Origin of the sequence: Streptomyces phaeofaciens, from assembly GCF_014648915.1 — a bacterium.
In the GTDB taxonomy this organism is placed as follows: Bacteria; Actinomycetota; Actinomycetes; order Streptomycetales; family Streptomycetaceae; genus Streptomyces; species Streptomyces phaeofaciens.
Window position 1 is genome coordinate 280,466 of sequence record NZ_BMSA01000003.1, and the last position, 15,942, is coordinate 296,407.

General features: G+C 71.6%; 11 protein-coding genes and 1 tRNA gene. 4 read left to right on the plus strand and 8 right to left on the minus strand.

The genetic code is table 11. The features are described 5' to 3' along the window. The gene (gene ettA / locus IE275_RS08170; protein WP_189709208.1) at window positions 1–1,665 is read right to left on the minus strand and encodes an energy-dependent translational throttle protein EttA; all 1,665 of its coding nucleotides are present in this window, start codon (window positions 1,663–1,665) and stop codon (window positions 1–3) included. Between the two features lie 374 nt (window positions 1,666–2,039). On the opposite strand from ettA, the gene IE275_RS08175 reads away from it, so the two are divergent. Further along, window positions 2,040–3,245 carry a cytochrome P450 gene (locus IE275_RS08175; RefSeq protein ID WP_189709210.1) on the plus strand — a complete coding sequence of 402 codons (1,206 nt, stop codon included), beginning with the start codon at window positions 2,040–2,042 and terminating at the stop codon, window positions 3,243–3,245. A 582-nt stretch (window positions 3,246–3,827) separates the two neighbouring features. Then, window positions 3,828–4,886 (plus strand): type III polyketide synthase, encoded by a 1,059-nt coding sequence (locus IE275_RS08180; protein WP_189709212.1) that lies wholly within the window; start codon window positions 3,828–3,830, stop codon window positions 4,884–4,886. Window positions 4,887–4,982: 96 nt separating this feature from the next. Here the strand turns inward: IE275_RS08180 and IE275_RS08185 are convergent, their stop codons facing one another. From IE275_RS08185 to IE275_RS08205, 5 genes are all read right to left on the minus strand, one after another. Next, a complete protein-coding gene (locus IE275_RS08185; protein ID WP_189709214.1) occupies window positions 4,983–6,695 on the minus strand; it encodes a multicopper oxidase family protein in 1,713 nt (570 codons plus the stop codon). A gap of 114 nt (window positions 6,696–6,809) precedes the next feature. Then, window positions 6,810–8,225 (minus strand): TQXA domain-containing protein, encoded by a 1,416-nt coding sequence (locus IE275_RS08190; protein WP_189709216.1) that lies wholly within the window; start codon window positions 8,223–8,225, stop codon window positions 6,810–6,812. A 283-nt stretch (window positions 8,226–8,508) separates the two neighbouring features. Further along, window positions 8,509–8,982, minus strand: coding sequence for a single-stranded DNA-binding protein (locus tag IE275_RS08195; RefSeq protein ID WP_189709218.1), 474 nt, complete (start codon window positions 8,980–8,982; stop codon window positions 8,509–8,511). Between the two features lie 351 nt (window positions 8,983–9,333). Continuing rightward, window positions 9,334–11,403 (minus strand): YfjP family GTPase, encoded by a 2,070-nt coding sequence (locus IE275_RS08200; RefSeq protein ID WP_373299182.1) that lies wholly within the window; start codon window positions 11,401–11,403, stop codon window positions 9,334–9,336. A gap of 138 nt (window positions 11,404–11,541) precedes the next feature. Further along, window positions 11,542–13,149 (minus strand): dynamin family protein, encoded by a 1,608-nt coding sequence (locus IE275_RS08205; protein ID WP_189709222.1) that lies wholly within the window; start codon window positions 13,147–13,149, stop codon window positions 11,542–11,544. 320 nt (window positions 13,150–13,469) lie between these two features. On the opposite strand from IE275_RS08205, the gene IE275_RS08210 reads away from it, so the two are divergent. After that, window positions 13,470–13,542: transfer RNA gene (locus IE275_RS08210), tRNA-Arg, on the plus strand. 290 nt (window positions 13,543–13,832) lie between these two features. Here the strand turns inward: IE275_RS08210 and IE275_RS08215 are convergent. Further along, the gene (locus tag IE275_RS08215; RefSeq protein ID WP_189709224.1) at window positions 13,833–14,645 is read right to left on the minus strand and encodes a tetratricopeptide repeat protein; all 813 of its coding nucleotides are present in this window, start codon (window positions 14,643–14,645) and stop codon (window positions 13,833–13,835) included. Window positions 14,646–14,780: 135 nt separating this feature from the next. On the opposite strand from IE275_RS08215, the gene IE275_RS08220 reads away from it, so the two are divergent. Further along, complete coding sequence (locus IE275_RS08220; protein WP_189709226.1) at window positions 14,781–15,155, plus strand: hypothetical protein; 375 nt, start codon at window positions 14,781–14,783, stop codon at window positions 15,153–15,155. 56 nt (window positions 15,156–15,211) lie between these two features. Here the strand turns inward: IE275_RS08220 and IE275_RS08225 are convergent, their stop codons facing one another. Further along, window positions 15,212–15,925 carry a 4'-phosphopantetheinyl transferase family protein gene (locus IE275_RS08225; RefSeq protein WP_229870153.1) on the minus strand — a complete coding sequence of 238 codons (714 nt, stop codon included), beginning with the start codon at window positions 15,923–15,925 and terminating at the stop codon, window positions 15,212–15,214. Window positions 15,926–15,942 lie beyond the last annotated feature (17 nt).

The window sequence follows — 15,942 nt, forward strand, 5'->3', positions numbered from 1 at the left end:
TCAGCCCCGGGTCAGCTTCTTGTAGGTGGCACGGTGCGGACGCGCGGCGTCCGCACCCAGCCGCTCGATCTTGTTCTTCTCGTACGACTCGAAGTTGCCCTCGAACCAGAACCACTTGGACTCGCCCTCGTAGGCGAGGATGTGCGTGGCGACCCGGTCGAGGAACCAGCGGTCGTGGGAGACCACGACGGCGCAGCCGGGGAACTCCAGCAGCGCGTTCTCCAGGCTGCTGAGGGTCTCGACGTCGAGGTCGTTGGTCGGCTCGTCGAGGAGCAGCAGGTTGCCGCCCTGCTTGAGGGTGAGCGCGAGGTTGAGGCGGTTGCGCTCACCGCCGGAGAGCACGCCGGCGGGCTTCTGCTGGTCGGGACCCTTGAACCCGAAGGCGGAGACGTACGCCCGCGAGGGCATCTCCACCTGACCCACGTTGATGTAGTCGAGCTCGTCGGAGACGACGGCCCACAGCGTCTTCTTCGGGTCGATGTTCTCGCGGCTCTGGTCGACGTACGAGATCTTGACGGTCTCGCCGACCTTGATGTCGCCGGAGTCCGGGGTCTCGAGGCCCTGGATCATCTTGAAGAGCGTGGTCTTGCCGGCGCCGTTGGGGCCGATGACCCCGACGATGCCGTTGCGCGGGAGCGTGAAGCTGAGGTCGTCGATGAGGACCTTCTCGCCGAAGGCCTTCGAGAGGTTGTTGACCTCGACGACGATGGAGCCCAGGCGCGGGCCCGGCGGGATCTGGATCTCCTCGAAGTCCAGCTTCCGCATCTTGTCGGCCTCGGCGGCCATCTCCTCGTACCGGGCGAGACGGGCCTTGGACTTGGCCTGACGTCCCTTGGCGTTGGACCGCACCCACTCGAGCTCTTCCTTGAGCCGCTTGGCGCGCTTGGCGTCCTTCGCCCCCTCGACCTTGAGGCGGGTCGCCTTGGTGTCGAGGTAGGTGGAGTAGTTGCCCTCGTAGGGGTGGGCGCGACCGCGGTCGAGCTCCAGGATCCACTCGGCGACGTTGTCGAGGAAGTACCGGTCGTGGGTGACGGCGACGACGGTGCCGGGGTACTTCGCGAGGTGCTGCTCCAGCCACTGCACGGACTCGGCGTCCAGGTGGTTGGTGGGCTCGTCGAGGAGCAGCAGGTCGGGGGACTCGAGCAGCAGCTTGCACAGCGCGACGCGGCGGCGCTCACCACCCGAGAGGTTGGTGACGGGCCAGTCGCCGGGCGGGCAGCCCAGGGCGTCCATGGCCTGCTCCAGCTGAGTGTCCAGGTCCCACGCGTTGGCGTGGTCGAGGTCCTCCTGGAGCTTGCCCATCTCGTCGAGCAGCGCGTCCGAGTAGTCGGTCGCCATCAGCTCGGCGACCTCGTTGAAGCGCTTGAGCTTGCCCATGACCTCGGCGGCGCCGTCCTGCACGTTCTCCAGAACGGTCTTGGACTCGTCGAGCGGCGGCTCCTGGAGCAGCATGCCGACGCTGTATCCGGGCGACAGGAACGCGTCACCGTTGGAGGGCTGCTCGAGCCCCGCCATGATCTTCAGAACGGTGGACTTACCGGCACCGTTCGGCCCGACCACACCGATCTTCGCGCCGGGCAGGAAGCTCAGCGTTACGTCGTCAAGGATGACCTTGTCGCCGTGTGCCTTGCGCGTCTTGCGCATGGTGTAGATGTACTCAGCCAAGAGAAACCGTCCGGCAGCTTGAAATCTGGCAGTGGGCAGGTGGGCAGATACACCCCATCTTGCCTGAGGTCCATCCCTGGGTGTTAACCCGTTCGGTCGGGCGGCTGTGAGCTGGGGTTTCTGTGCCGGCGACCGCGGGTGGTACGTCACCTGGAGTGACTGGCGGGTCACGGCGGGGGGTGTCGGGCGGTCCGTGACGACAGGGCCCCGGTCCTCGGCTCGGGGAGCTGTGATCTCGGGGTTCGGGCAGGGGCCGATCTCTTAGGCCGATTGGCCGGAGGGGTGAGTGCCGTCGCGGGTGATCGGGCACCCATGTGCTGTCCGGCCCCCGGGCATCTTCGAGCCACTCATCAGACCCCCGTCGGGAGCCTCGCATGGAACCAGCCGCTGTCCCGAGAACCTGTCCCTTCGACTATGCCGAGGCGCTCGAGTTCGATCCTGTGCTCAAGCACTTGATGATCGAAGAGCCCGTCTCCCGCATCCGGCTGCCGCACGGTGACGGCGAGGCCTGGCTCGTCACAGGCTACGACGATGTGCGCACGGTGACCACCGATCGGCGTTTCAGCCGAAGCGCCGTCATCGGCCGGAATTTTCCGCGCATGACCCCTGAACCCATCGTTCAGGACGAGGCGATCAACGTGATGGACCCACCGGGCAGCAGCCGCCTGCGCAGCCTGATCTCCAAGGGCTTCGCGCCCCGCCACATGGAACGCATGCGGGTCCGTACCCAGTATGTCGTGGACGAGCTGCTGGACCGGATGGAGGAGCACGGTTCTCCCGCGGACCTCGTCGAGCACCTGGCGGACCCCCTGCCCCTGGCCACCATCTGCGAGGTCCTCGACATCCCCGAGGCCGATCGTGCCCAACTGCGTTCCCACGCCCGGACCATGATGGACACCGGCGTCGCCAACCGGGACAACGCCGTACGGGCCAAGGCCGATCTGCGCGCCTACTTCGAGAAGTTGACGACGCAGCGGCGCGAGAACCCCGGTGAGGACCTGATCAGCACGCTGGCCACGGCCCGTGACGGGGACGAGATTCTCAACGACCGGGAACTGGCGGTGATGGCCATGGTCCTGCTCATCACCGGCCAGGACACCACCACCTACGAGATCGGGAACATCGCGTACGCCCTGCTCACCCGTCCCGAAGAGCTCGCCGTGCTGCGCTCCGAACCCGGGATGCTCCCGCAGGCCATCGAGGAACTGCTGCGCTTCATCCCCTTCCGCAAGGGCGTCGGCATCCCCCGCGTCGCCACCGAGGACGTGGAACTGAGCGGGGTGACGATCCGCGCCGGGGACATCGTGCACGTCTCCTATCTGACGGCCAACCGTGACGGCCGGAAGTTCGACCGTCCCGATGAGCTGGATCTGGAGCGCACCGGCCCGGCCCACATGACCTTCGGCTGGGGTGGGCATCACTGTCTCGGCGCTCCGCTCGCCACCGCGGAACTGCAGGTCGCCATCGGCAGCCTTCTGGAGCGCTTCCCCGACCTGAGGCTCGCGAAGCCGGCCGAGGAAGTGCGCTGGAACACGACGTCGATCTGGCGCTATCCGCTCGCGCTGCCCGTCCTGTGGTGACCGCGGCACCCCCGGCAGCGCGCCGGGTCCATGGGTCCGAGGCGCCCTCGTAGGCCTGTGGACGGCCGCCGCCCGCAGCACTGGCGCCCGCAGCACTGTGCCCCGCCGCCCGGCCCGGCGGCGGGGCACGGTGCTCGGCTCCGGGGGCGCATCGCCCGTCTGCCGGCGATCAAGGCTGGTTCAAGGATGGTTGAAGGGGCACCGGGTTCCCCCTCCCGAATGCTCCGATCGGGGCGGGACGGAGCCGGGTTCGGGGGCGAGGGACCTGGTCATCCATGGTCCGGGCCGTCCCGGCGTGCCGCTCGCTCGACATGCGACGCTCACCCACTCGTCGTAGCGTGAGCCGGACGGCTGATCAAGCCGTGGCGGATCACTTTCCGCCCCAACGGGGAGAGCTTGAGTCTTCGACCATCTGCCCCGACCGCGCCCCGTGCCAGGGTCTCGAAACCGGCGCCGCGCCCACCACAGGTCCGTTCGCACGGCTTTCGCGCGGACGGATCCGGGGCGGCCGCCGCCGGAAGACGAACAGCCCGCATCCGGCCAGGGCCCGGCTGTGTGGACCACGTCCGCGGGAGGCATTCCATGGCGGTTCTCTGCAAGCCTGCAATCCAGGTACCCGAGTACGTCATCACCAACGAAGAAACCCTCGAACTGGCGCGACGGTTGCACGGCGACCATCCGCAGCTCGATCTGATCCTGCGCCTGATCGAACACACCGGGGTGCAGAAACGACATCTGATCCAGCCGATCGAGACGGTGCTGCAGCACCCGGGCTTCGACGCCCGCAGCGCCACCTACGAGGCGCACACCAAGGCCCGCGTTCCGGCCGTGGTGCGCCAGGCACTCGACCACGCGGAGCTGGAGCCGCAGCAGATCGACATGATCGTCTACGTCTCCTGCACGGGCTTCATGATGCCCCCGCCGACCGCATGGCTGATCGGCGAGATGGGCTTCCGGCCGGAGACACGACAGATGCCGATCGCCCAACTCGGCTGCGCGGCAGGCGGCGCGGCCATCAACCGGGCACACGACTTCTGTACGGCGTACCCGGACGCCAACGCGCTCGTCGTCGCCTGCGAGTTCTGCTCGCTGTGCTACCAGCCCACCGATCTGGGCGTGGGGTCGCTGCTGTCCAACGGCCTGTTCGGCGACGGAATCGCCGCGGCCGTGATCCGGGGCGACGGTGGCACCGGAGTCCGCCTGGAGCGCAACGGCTCGTACATCATCCCGGACACCGAGGACTGGATCTCCTACGCGGTCCGGTCCACAGGTTTCCACTTCCAGCTCGACAAACGCGTGCCCGGGACCATGGAGCCTCTCGCCCCGGCGTTGCAGGCCGTCGCGGAACAGCACCAGTGGAACGCCAGCAAGATGGACTTCTACATCATCCACGCGGGCGGTCCGCGCATCCTGGACGACCTGAGCCTCTTCCTCGACGTGCCGCCCGAGGCGTTCCGCTTCAGCCGCGCCACGCTCACCGAGTACGGAAACATCGCCAGCGCGGTGGTACTCGACGCCTTGGCCCGCATGTTCGCCGAGGCATCGGCCCTGGACGGCCACCGCGGCCTGATGGCCGGCTTCGGGCCCGGCATCACGGCCGAGATCTCCCTGGGCACCTGGACCTCGGAGTTCGAATCCTGACGCGTCGAGCGGCCAGGTAGCCCGCCACAGCCCCTCATCTTCGGGAGAACCGCAGGTGAGGGGCGTGCGCGGTCAGCGGCAAGGTGGCGGCCGTCCTCAGGTGCGGTAGCCCAGGATCGTCATCATCCCGGACTCCGAGTGGTACTGGTTGTGGCAGTGCAGCATCCACAGTCCCGGGTTGTCCGCGTTGAAGTCGACGACGAGCTTGCGGTGCGGCAGGACCAGGGCGGTGTCCTTGCGGGCGCCGGCCGCGTCGATGCCGGCGAGGCCGAAGGTGTGGCCGTGCAGGTGCATCGGGTGCCACATGTCGGTGGAGTTGACGAGGGTGAGGCGGACCCGTTCGCCCTCGCGGATCGGGTGGCGCTGGTCCAGGGAGTAGGGCTGGTGGTCGAAGCTCCAGTTGAACCGCCTCATGTCGCCGGTCATCCTGAAGCGCAGCTCGCGGTCCGGGGCGCGGTCGCAGAAGGCCACGGATTCGTCCGGCACGAGCCGCCTGGCCGGTACGACCCGGCCGTCCAGCTCCGCCGGGTGGACCCCGGGGCCGGGGCGCCGTCCGCTTCCGGTGCGCAGGACCGCCAGGGCCTTCGCGTTCTTGCCCTCGGCGAGCGCGACCAGCGGGAACACCCCGTCCTTGGCGGTGACCAGCACGTCGTAGCGTTCGGCCATGCCCAGCAGCAGCGCGTCCGTCCGCCGGTGCTCGACCGGGTAGCCGTCGGTGTGGGTCACGGTCATCTGGTGGCCGCCCAGCGCCACCCGGAAGGCCGTTTCGGCCCCGGCGTTGATGATCCGCAGCCGGATCCGGTCGCCGGGGCGGGCCCGGAAGACCGAAGGGGCGTCCGGCACCCGGCCGTTGACCAGGTAGTAGGGGTAGTCGACATGGCCGCCGGGGCTGCGCAGCATGCGGCTCCGTGAGCCGTGCAGGATGCGGGAGGGGCCGGTCGACGTCCGTCCGCCCGGCTCGTGCGCGCCGCCGCCGGGCATGGCGTGGCCGGAGTCCTGGTGACCCTCGCCCATGTCCGCCATCCCCCTGCCGTGGCTCAGCTGCGCGAACACGGCGTCCGGGGTGGAGCCGTCCACGCCGTCGACCCAGTCGTCCAGGACGACGACCCACTCCTTGTCGTACGAGAGCGGCTCCCTGGGGTCCTCGACGATCAGCGGGGCGTACAGGCCGCGGTCGAGCTGCATGCCCGAGTGGGAGTGCACCCAGTACGTGCCCGGGTGCGAGACCGCGAAGCGGTAGGTGAAGTCCGCGCCGGGTCTGATGGAGGACTGGGTCAGGCCGGGCACGCCGTCCATGTCGCAGCGCAGCCGGACGCCGTGCGAGTGCAGGGTCGTCGCCTGCGGCAGATGGTTGGCGAGGGTGAGCTGGAGGATGTCGCCCTTGGTGATGCGGAGCTCGCGGCCCGGCAGCATGCCGTCGTACGCCCATGATCTGACGGTCGGTCCGCCCAGGTCGAGGGAGGCCTCGGTGGCGGTCAGCGTGAATCTGCGCAGCGGGCCGGACCCGCGGGCCCGCTCGGCGGCCTCGACCTCGGGACCGGACGGGCTCACGTATCCCCCGGGCCCGTGGCCGCCGCCGTGGCCGCCTCCGTGGCCGTCGCCGCGGCCGGCGGGTCGGGCCGCGGCCGGGGGGCCGGGCCGGGGCTGCGAACGGGTCACCGTCCGGGGGCCGGGCCCGGCGGGCGAAGCGGACGCCGTGGAGGCTCCGGACCCGGCGGGCGAGCCGGAACCGGCATAGGAGGCCAGGGCTCCCGCGCCCACGGCCGCGATCGAGGCACCGAGCACGGTGCGCCGCGTATGTGTGGTCATGCCTTAAATAAGACATGTCATATCGTCACATTCGGGATATCCGAGGCGGCGCGTCTCGCGAATCGTGTGCGCCGGCGGCGCCCGCCGAGGTGCGCGGCGGGACGCGCGGTGCGGTCAGTCCCGGCCCGCGTGCTCCTTGCGGCCCACCAGGACCAGCGCCGCCCCGCCGATCACCACCAGGCCGATGGCCGTGCCCGCGATGATCGGGGTCGCGCTGGAGCCGCCCGTCTCGGCGAGGTTGGTGTCGCTGGACGAGGTGCCGCCCACGGTGGCCGGGCTCGGCTCGCTGAGGGTCTGGGTGGTCAGGTTCCCGGTCTCGGCGGCCCGGGTCCGGCAGTCGAGGACGCCGGTGAAGCGGTACTGCCTGCCCTGGGGGCCGGCGATCGTGAAATCGTAGGCCTGGTCCTCCTCGAGCGGGACCGTCACGGTCTGCGAGGCGCCCGCCGCGATGGTGTACTCGGCGCCCATCAGCTCGAAGACGAAGGCCTCGTCGCCCTGGTTGGCCGCGGTGATGTCCACGCCGTGCTCGGCGCAGTTCTTCGCCGCGGACAGGGCCGGTACGGCGCCCTGCGTCGCCCAGGCGGCGCTCGCCGTCGCCGACACGGTCGACTCGCTGGAGCCGGCCAGGATCTGCGTCTGGCTGCGGCTCTCGGAGGTGAACGCGCGGCCGACGGGGATGGTGGTCGAGGCCCGCACGGTCAGCTCGGCGGTCCCGGCCCCGGCGTCCTCGGGCACGTCGAAGAACAACTGGGTGCCGTTCTTCGCGGTGGTCACCGCCACGCCGTCCTTGTCGACGATCCGCACCCCGCTGGTGGCGGCGTCCATCGGCGGGGTGACCGTCACCGTGCCGGCGTCCGTGCGCACCGTCACCGGGCCGAGCGGCGCGCCGGGGCGGCCGGAGACGGCGGGCGGGTCGAGGGTCAGGGACGCCTCGGGCTCCGCCGTGTCGCGGGCGGCCTTCTGGAGGTAGTCCGCGAGCTGTTCGGCCTGCGGGTCGACGGCGTCGACGTCCGCGCCGTCCGCGTGGCGCCAGATGGCCACCTGGGTGCCGGCCGCCGCGTCCTGCTCGGTGAGGGCACCGGCGATGCCGGCCCTGCTCGCGAGCGAGGCGAGATCGTTGACCTGCGGGTAGGAGTTCTGGAGGATCCACCGGACGCGGCCCGCGTCCTGGCCGGCGCCGAGCGAGGTGCCGCTCCAGGGCGTCTCGTGGTACTTGGCGTCCTTCTGCGTGGGGTTGCGAAGGTCGACGCCGTAGGTCTGGAGCGTGCCGCCACCCTCGACGGACATCTCGAACAGGCCCGCCGAGACCTCCAGGTCGCCGCTCTCCTCGTGGATCACGGCGGCGCCGAACGTCTCGAGGCCGCCTATGGTCGCGGTGGCCCCGCCCTCGCCCGGGGTCGCCCCGTCGGCGACGGCCGTGCCCGCGGTGGCGACCACGCCGGCGACGGCGAGGCCGGACACCAACGCCGCCGCGGCGAGCCGGACCGCGCCCCGCCGTCGCGCGAACGGCGCGGAGAACGATGAAATCAACGCAATTCCCCTTCGAGCAGGACCCGTTGATGTGAGGGGTGAGGTCCCACCAGCAGAATCAGAAGCCCCGTGAGCTATGTCCGGCATCCTAGAGACGCGGGCGTACCACCCTTCCCGGTCATCTCATCGGATGGACGATCCGACTCGGAATCGTTATCCCCAAGATCGTCCATGGGCGGGGCTTATCGACAAATCCACCTGACCACTTGAGGTGAACTCGTCGCCAACACACATGGATCCATCGATAAGCCGCAGTCCCATCAATTGATGGTGTTTCCTGGCATCACGTCACCGCAGCCGGTACACGCGGCTGTTGAGCCGGCGTCGCGGCGGAGTCCCCGGGCGGCGTCTCCCAGTGGGTCTCCGGCAACGGGGGCGCGCCCGCGGTCGCCTCGGGCCTGGACGCCCGCCGGAAGGCGGACGTGCCGCGCGCCAGGTCGTGGCCGATGGCCACGGCGTCGATGTCGGCCGACGTCCGGTTCTGCTGCCCGTCGCGCGTCTCCGTGCGCACCTTCAGCCTGCCCTGCACGATCACGGGGTCGCCCACGTTCAGCGAGGCTCCCGCGTTCGTGGCCAACTGGCGGCCGGCCCACACCGTGAAGAAGTTGGTGTGCCCGTCGGTCCACGTGTTCTTCTCGCGGTCCCAGTAGCGCGAGGTCACCGCCAGCCGGAACCTCGCCGACGGGCCCGTCGCCAGCTCCCGGTAGACCGGCTGCGTCGCCACGTTCCCCACCGCGCAGACCATCGTCTCGTTCATCGCGAACCCCTCCCGTCGCCCGGGCGCTCACCCGGGCGGATACCCGTACGGGCCCGTCCCGTACGGCTGCGTCCGGCGCGTCGGCCGCGGTGACACCCGCACCGCGTACCGCCGCCGCACCGGCGTCCGCGTCCGTCGCGATCGCCGTACGGCCAGACTGCCTCCGCCGGGCCGAGCCCGCCGAGCCCTGTGGATCACCACACCCCTGGGGAAAACGCCGCCACCCGCACGAGTGATCCACGTCCTGGCGAACGCCGATCACCCACCACGCGCCGGCCGCACACCCGGTCACGCCGCTCCCCGGTCACGCCACTCCCTGATCACGCCACCCCCTGGTCACAGCGCCCCCGTTCACCGCGCCCCGGCCCCCACCCCCGTGACCCTCCCGTACTGCTCCCGTACCTCCCGGTACCGCAGCAGTTCCGCCGCCACCGGATCCAGCACCCGGGCCCGGCCGCACCCGGCGGCCGCGTCCCGCAGGCTTCTCTCCGCGTCCTGCCCGTACCGCCGCGCCGGGCCGCGGGCCGCCATCTTGCAGCTCCACTCCACCAGCGGCCCGCCGACGATGCCCGCCAGCATCAGCAGCACCGGAACCCCCAGGTTCGGGGCCATCACCTGGGCGATCTGACCGACCAGCCACAGCCCGCCGACGACCTGGAGGAGCGTCATGGCGGCCTGCGCCAGAACGGCGGCCGGCCACCACCCGGGCCGGGGCGGCCTGCCCGGCGGCAGCCCGGTCCGCGCGGCCAGCTCGTCCAGCGCCTCCGGCAGCCCCTGGGCGCCCCGTACGGCCGCCTCCCGCACCGCCTGCCCCCACGGCGCGGGCAGTCCCGCGGAGGCCCGGTCGGACACCGTGCGCACCGCCTGTTCGACGCGCTGGCGGGCCGTGGCCTCCTCGTCGGCCTGAGTACGGACCTGGAGCCGGCCGGTGGCGGCGGGCTCCCGCCGGTCCTGCTGCCACCGCCACAGCCGCAGCCACGGCGTGCCGCACGCGCGGTTGGCGTTGCGCAGCCAGGCGCGTTCGGCGGCCTCGCCCGCCGCGGTCGCGCCCACCGCGTCCGCGAGCCGGCCCGCGAACTCGTCCCGGGCCTCCTCGCTGAGCCCGGTGCGCTGTCCGGTGACGTAGACGGGCCGCAGCCGGGCCGCGGCGCCGTCCACGTCGGCCGCCACCCGGCGTGACGCGGCCCCGCGCTCGCCGACGAACTGACCCAGCAGCTCCCGCAGTTCGGTCACGCCGTCCCCGGTGATCGCGGACAGGGCGAGCACGGTGGCGCCGGGTTCGCCGTACTCGCCGAGCGCGATGCCGTCCTCGTCGAGGAGCCTGCGCAGGTCGTCGAGGACCAGCTCGGCGGCCTCCCCGGGCAGCCGGTCGACCTGGTTGAGGACGATGAACATGACCTCGGCGTGACCCGCCATGGGCCGCAGATAACGCTCGTGGAGGACGGCGTCGGCGTACTTCTCGGGATCGACGACCCAGATGACGGCGTCGACCAGGGCCAGGATGCGGTCGACCTGCTCACGGTGCTGGACGGCGGCCGAGTCGTGGTCGGGCAGGTCGATCAGGACGAGTCCGTCCAGCTGCGCCTCGGCCTCCGCGCTCTGCACGGGGCGCCGCCGCAGCCGGCCCGGGATGCCGAGCCGGTCGATGAGGGTGGCGGCGCCGTCGCTCCAGCTGCACGCGATGGGCGCGGCGGTCGTGGGCCGGCGTACACCGGTCTCCGAGATGGTGACCCCGGCGAGGGTGTTGAACAGCTGGGACTTGCCGCTGCCCGTGGCGCCCGCGATGGCGACGACCGTGTGCTGCCCGGAGAGCTTGCGCCGGGCCCCCGCCTCGTCCAGGACGCGGCCGGCCTCGGCGAGCGTCCGGTTGTCGAGCCGCGCGCGGGACAGCCCGACCAGCTCGCGCAGGGCGTCGAGCCGGGAGCGGAGCGGGCCGTCGTAGGCGAGCGGGGCGGGGGCGGCCGGTGCGGCGCCGACCCGGGACTCCGGGGAAACGCCCTGTTCGGCGCCGGTGCCCTCGTTGACGCGGCGCGCGATGAGCCCGTCGTCCCAGGCGCCGGCGGAGTCCGTACGGTCGTCGGCGGGGGCGTCCGCGGGGGCGCCCGTACGGTCGTCCGCGGCGCGGTCGGTTCCCGGATCGCGTGGCACGCGCGTGGGGGCGCGTTCGGCGCGCTCCCGTGTACGGCCGCCCCCGGCGGGTTCCTCGTCCGGGCCGCCGTCCGGGCCGCCGGCAGGACCCCTGTCCTGGCCCCTGTCCGGGCCCGCGTCGGGGCGCTTCGCCGGCCGCTCGTGCCGGGTGTCCTCGGGGGCCGTGGCCGTCCCCTCGCCCGACGGTTCTCCGGTGGGGGTGTCCGTCACGGAGTGGTCGCCCTCCTCGTGGGCCCGGTCGTCCGCCGAATGGCCGTGGTCCGTGTGATCCATGTGATGCGTGCGATCGGCGCGATCGGCGCGACCTGTGCGGTCGGTGTGACCCGTGCGGCCCGTGTGATCGGTGTGATCCGAGCGGCCCGTGTGATCCGTGTGGTCCGTGTGGTCCTGGTCAGTGACAGCGGTCACCGGTCACCTCTCCTTCTGCAGTACGGACAGCGCGGCGATGAGTTCGGCCTGGGGCTCGGCATGGACGTCGAGAGCTTCGAGCGGGGCGAGCCGGCGCTCGCGTTCGGTGTGCATCACGCGGTCCAGGTGCTCGCCGAGCAGCCGTCCGCCCCGGTCGCGCAGCCGCAGCGCGCCGTGCGCCCCGAGCCGCTCGGCGAGGCCCTCGCCGGCGGAGCGCGCCCGGCGGCCGCCCAGCAGGACCGTGGCGACGAGCGCGGCGACCGCCTCGGGATCGGGGGCGGCCCCGCGTTCCAGGGCGCGCACCTCGTCCTCCGCGTACTCCTCCAGCTCGCGCCGCCATCGCCGTACGGCCAGGCCGATGCGGTGTTCGGCGTTGTCCGGCAGGGGGTCCCGGTCCGTCAGCGCCGGTGCGTCGGAGGCCGGTTCGCGGCGCCAGGCGTCGTCGACGCGCTCGTCGGCGGCGGTGACCGCGCAGAGCAGCAGCGCGGCCAGGCTCTCCACGAGGGCGTCCAGGAGTTCACCGGCGGTGCAGTCCAGCGGGAAGGCGCGCCAGCGCTTGAGCGCGTCCCCGGCGAGCACGGCGCCGCTCTGCAACCGGCCCCGCACCCGCGCGTACTCGCTGTCGTACGCCCCGTCGACGGCCGAGGTGAGCCGCAGCGCGGCCGCGTACTGCGCGGCGGCGGCACTGGCCAGTTCGGGCATCCGGGAGCTCAGGGAGTCGAGGACGCCGTGGGCGGTCCGGGCCAGCACCTGGCGGCGGGCGGCGGGGTCCTGGGCCTGGTGGACCAGCCAGGTCCGCAGGGAGGCCACGGCGCTGGCCGGCAACAGTCCTCCGCCCCAGGCGGACTCGGGCAGTTCGGGCACGGTGAAGCGCGGTACGTCGCCGAGGCCCGCCTTGGTGAGGAGGGCGCCGTACTGCCGGGATACCTCGCCGACGACCTGGTGGGGCACCCGGTCGAGGACGGTGACGAGCGTGGCGTCGTACTCCTTCGCCGTGCGCAGCAGATGCCAGGGCACGGCGTCGGCGTATCGGGCGGCCGTGGTGACCATCACCCAGATGTCGGCGGCACACATCAGCTCGGCGGCGAGGACGCGGTTGTCGGCGAGGAGGGAGTCGATGTCGGGCGCGTCGAGGAGGGCGAGGCCCGGCGGGAGGGTCTCGGCGGTCTCGATGCGCAGTACGCGCCGGCCGTCCGGGCCGGTCGGCAACAGGTCGTCGGACGGCTCCTGATGGGGCATCCACACGCGGGTGAGGTCGGGCAGGACGCGCATGCCGCTGAACCAGTGATGGTCCTCCGGATGGCAGACCAGGACCGGTGTCCGGGTCGTCGGCCGCAGCACGCTCGCCTCGCTGACGCGCCGCCCCACGAGGGAGTTGACGAGCGTCGATTTGCCGGCGCCGGTGGAGCCTCCGACAACGGCCAGGAGTGGCGCTTCGGGCTGTCTGAGGCGGGGCACCAAATAGTCGTCGAGCTGGGCGAGCAGTTCGTCGCGGTTGGCACGCGCGCGTGGCGCCCCCGCCAGGGGCAGCGGGAAGCGTGCGGCGGCGACACGGTCGCGCAGGGCGGAGAGTGCGTCGAGCAGTTGAGGCCGTACGTCCAAGGTCACCACATGCGAAGAATGCCCAATTTTAGGGGATTTATGAAGCATATAGGCATGTCTGCGCGCCGATAGGACACAAGGGACGGAAGGTGCGACTGGGACACAGCCACAGCCCAGGCATAACGAGTGCACAACACCCGGGGTTCGAGGCGCCAAAAGCGATGCACGATTCGCACCTGCCTGCGATTATCAGGACCGCTTCACTGAACCTCCACATTGAGCCACGGAGGCGAAGCAACAGGGACAAGGAACCGGGAGCCCTATCCTTGTCCCCGGCAACGTCACGGATCAGCCCACACCCGGGCAGCACGTACGAGGCCACCACACCGGCCCCCGTAGCTCAGTGGATAGAGCAGGCGCCTTCTAAGCGCTTGGCCGCAGGTTCGAGTCCTGCCGGGGGCGCAAGTCTCCGCCCTCCCTCTGGGAGGGCTTTTTTGCTGGTCGAAGCGGTTTTCGCTCGCTACGACGAAGTCCCGGACACTCCCTCGATGATCAAAGGGAGGTTCCGGGGCCGTCCGACTGTCACCGGGTTTTCGCGGGTGGCCCTGTCGCGTACGTGTCGAAAATCTTTGGCGAGAAGATCAGCCCTCGCCGCGCCGCTCCGGGGCTCCCCCGCCGCCTCCAGCCGCCTTTTCCGGTCAGGGGGCCGCGCCTCACCGGGGGCGGCTCGACGTGCGGCCGATGCGGAGCGGTCAAGCGGCGTCGATGCGGTCGAGCAGCGCCCGGGCCTCGACGGTGCGGCGATGGTCCGGGCCGAAGGAGGCCATGCAGGCGTCGTGAGCGGCGGTGGCTCGACGGCGGGCTTCGGTAGCGCGGTGCAGCCCCAGGAGGGCGGTGGCCACGGCCAGCTCGACGGCACCGGTCTCCGGGCGGCAATCGTCCTCGGGCAGAGCGCGGCGCAACTCGCCGGCGCGCTCCGCCTCGGCGAGGGCCTCCTCGTACCGGGCCTGTCCGCTGAGGCTGCGGGCCAGGCCGAGCCGCAGTACCAGGGACAGCCGGTCCGGTTCGTCATGGGCGGCCAGGTCCTCGCGGGCGAGGGCCTCGGCCTCCACGTGGCGCCCCTGCGCGTCGAGGGCGAAGACCAGTCCGTTGCGGGCGGCCCTCGCCGTGATCTGCAGCTGTAGCCCCGTACCGCGGCCGACGGCCGCGCACTCCGTCTCGCACTCGGCGTACCGACCGAGCGCGGCCAGCGTCTGGGCACGGTCCGAGCGCAGCTTCAAGGTCTGCCAGTGGCCGGCTCCAAAGATCCTTCCGACGCCCGGCAGCACGTCGTCGTACAGGGCGAGAGCCTCGGCGTGACGGCCCTGGGCGCCCGTCGCGTTCGCGATGATGCTCAACGCCAGCGGCGCGTAGGTGTCTTCACCGGGCAGCGACCGGGCCACGGCACGGGCTTCGGCCACCGCCTCGGCGTAGCGCCCGGCCTTGTACAGGGCATGGGCGCGGTCCACAGGGGTGCTCGTCGTCCGCCCGGCGCTGTTTCGGCCGCGTATCCGGAAGAATTTCATGGCCGGAGCATACGGATGCCGCGCACACCGTTCCACGGAGCGGGGGAACGGGTGTTCGGCAACTTCACTCATCGTCAATAAACAACCAGGTCAGGCCCGTTCATTCGATTATCTACCCAGGAGCACGGGGGATTCATGGAAGACATCACGACGCATCAGCCTGCCTCTTCCGGCCGGCAGCGGCCGCGGACCTGGGCCGCCGTCGGTCTCGTGCCGGCCGCGGTTCTTGTCTCCCTCGGCCTCGCCGTCGGCGGGTTCCTCATGGGCCGGGCCTCGGCGGACAACGGTGGGGACGACAAGGGCGCGGCGGACTGCGCCAAGGTGAAGGATCTCGCCGCCACGCAGAAGGCGGAAGCGGACTCGTTCTACAACCAGGAGGGGCGCGACGACGACTGGCTCTTCGGTACGCGTACCTACGCCTACCTCGTGAAGCAGAACCCCGAGTGCTTCGCCGCCGACACACGTGCGAAGGCGCAGGCGACGCTGGACCGCCTCGAGAGCATGGGCTGAGGGTCGGCATCCGCTCGCCGGAAGGCCGCCCGGAATTCCGGCCGACCCACTGAGGCTCAACGCCCGTAGCGCGCCAGCAGGGCCGTCCCGTCGCGCCGGACCAGGCGGAGGCCGTGTGCCCCGATCACCGCGACCGACGCCGGATGCGAGCCGTCCACCACCAGGTCCGCCATGGTGGGCAGGGGCGGCCGAGGGGTGAGCCGGGGCGGCCAGGTCAGTACCGCCGGCGGGGTGTCGGGGGCCGACATGCGCAGCTCGCGCAGCGGGAGGCCCAAGCCCACACCGAGGGCCTTCAGCACCGCTTCCTTGCGGGTCCAGGTGCGCAGGAAGGCGGCCTTCCGCCCGGTGGGCGGGAGGGTGTTCAGCGCGGCGAGCTCGGGCGCGGCCAGGGCCGTACGCGCCGCCGTGTCGACGTCGACGGCACCGTCGCCCTCCTCGACGTCCAGCCCCACCTGGGCGCCCCGGCACACGGCGACACCGATGACCTCGCCGCTGTGGGTGACGGAGAAGTCGTACGGCGGTGTGTCCGGCATGTCCGCCAGCCGCACCTTGCCGTGCGGGCCGCCGCAGCGTGGGCACACGCGCCGCAGGGGAACCTGTGCGGCGGGGACGCCGAGCAGCTCGCCCAGGACGAGGCGGCTGAGGGCGCAGCCGACGAGGAAGCGGCCCTGGTCGGCGGGCCGGACGGTCGCCTCGTACCGGCCGCGTTCCACGGTGTCGAGGAGGTTCAGCAGACCGTCGCGGGCGTCACCGAGGCGAGCCCACGACACATCGACCCGAAAGGCGG

Bases quoted from the DNA above. Each gene is read 5' to 3' on its own strand.
- IE275_RS08215 (WP_189709224.1), bottom strand. From the start codon at position 14,645: ATGAAATTCTTCCGGATACGCGGCCGAAACAGCGCCGGGCGGACGACG.
- IE275_RS08180 (WP_189709212.1), top strand. From the start codon at position 3,828: ATGGCGGTTCTCTGCAAGCCTGCAATCCAGGTACCCGAGTACGTCATC.
- IE275_RS08220 (WP_189709226.1), top strand. From the start codon at position 14,781: ATGGAAGACATCACGACGCATCAGCCTGCCTCTTCCGGCCGGCAGCGG.
- IE275_RS08185 (WP_189709214.1), bottom strand. From the start codon at position 6,695: ATGACCACACATACGCGGCGCACCGTGCTCGGTGCCTCGATCGCGGCC.
- IE275_RS08195 (WP_189709218.1), bottom strand. From the start codon at position 8,982: ATGAACGAGACGATGGTCTGCGCGGTGGGGAACGTGGCGACGCAGCCG.
- IE275_RS08200 (WP_373299182.1), bottom strand. From the start codon at position 11,403: ATGGATCACACGGACCACGGCCATTCGGCGGACGACCGGGCCCACGAG.
- IE275_RS08175 (WP_189709210.1), top strand. From the start codon at position 2,040: ATGGAACCAGCCGCTGTCCCGAGAACCTGTCCCTTCGACTATGCCGAG.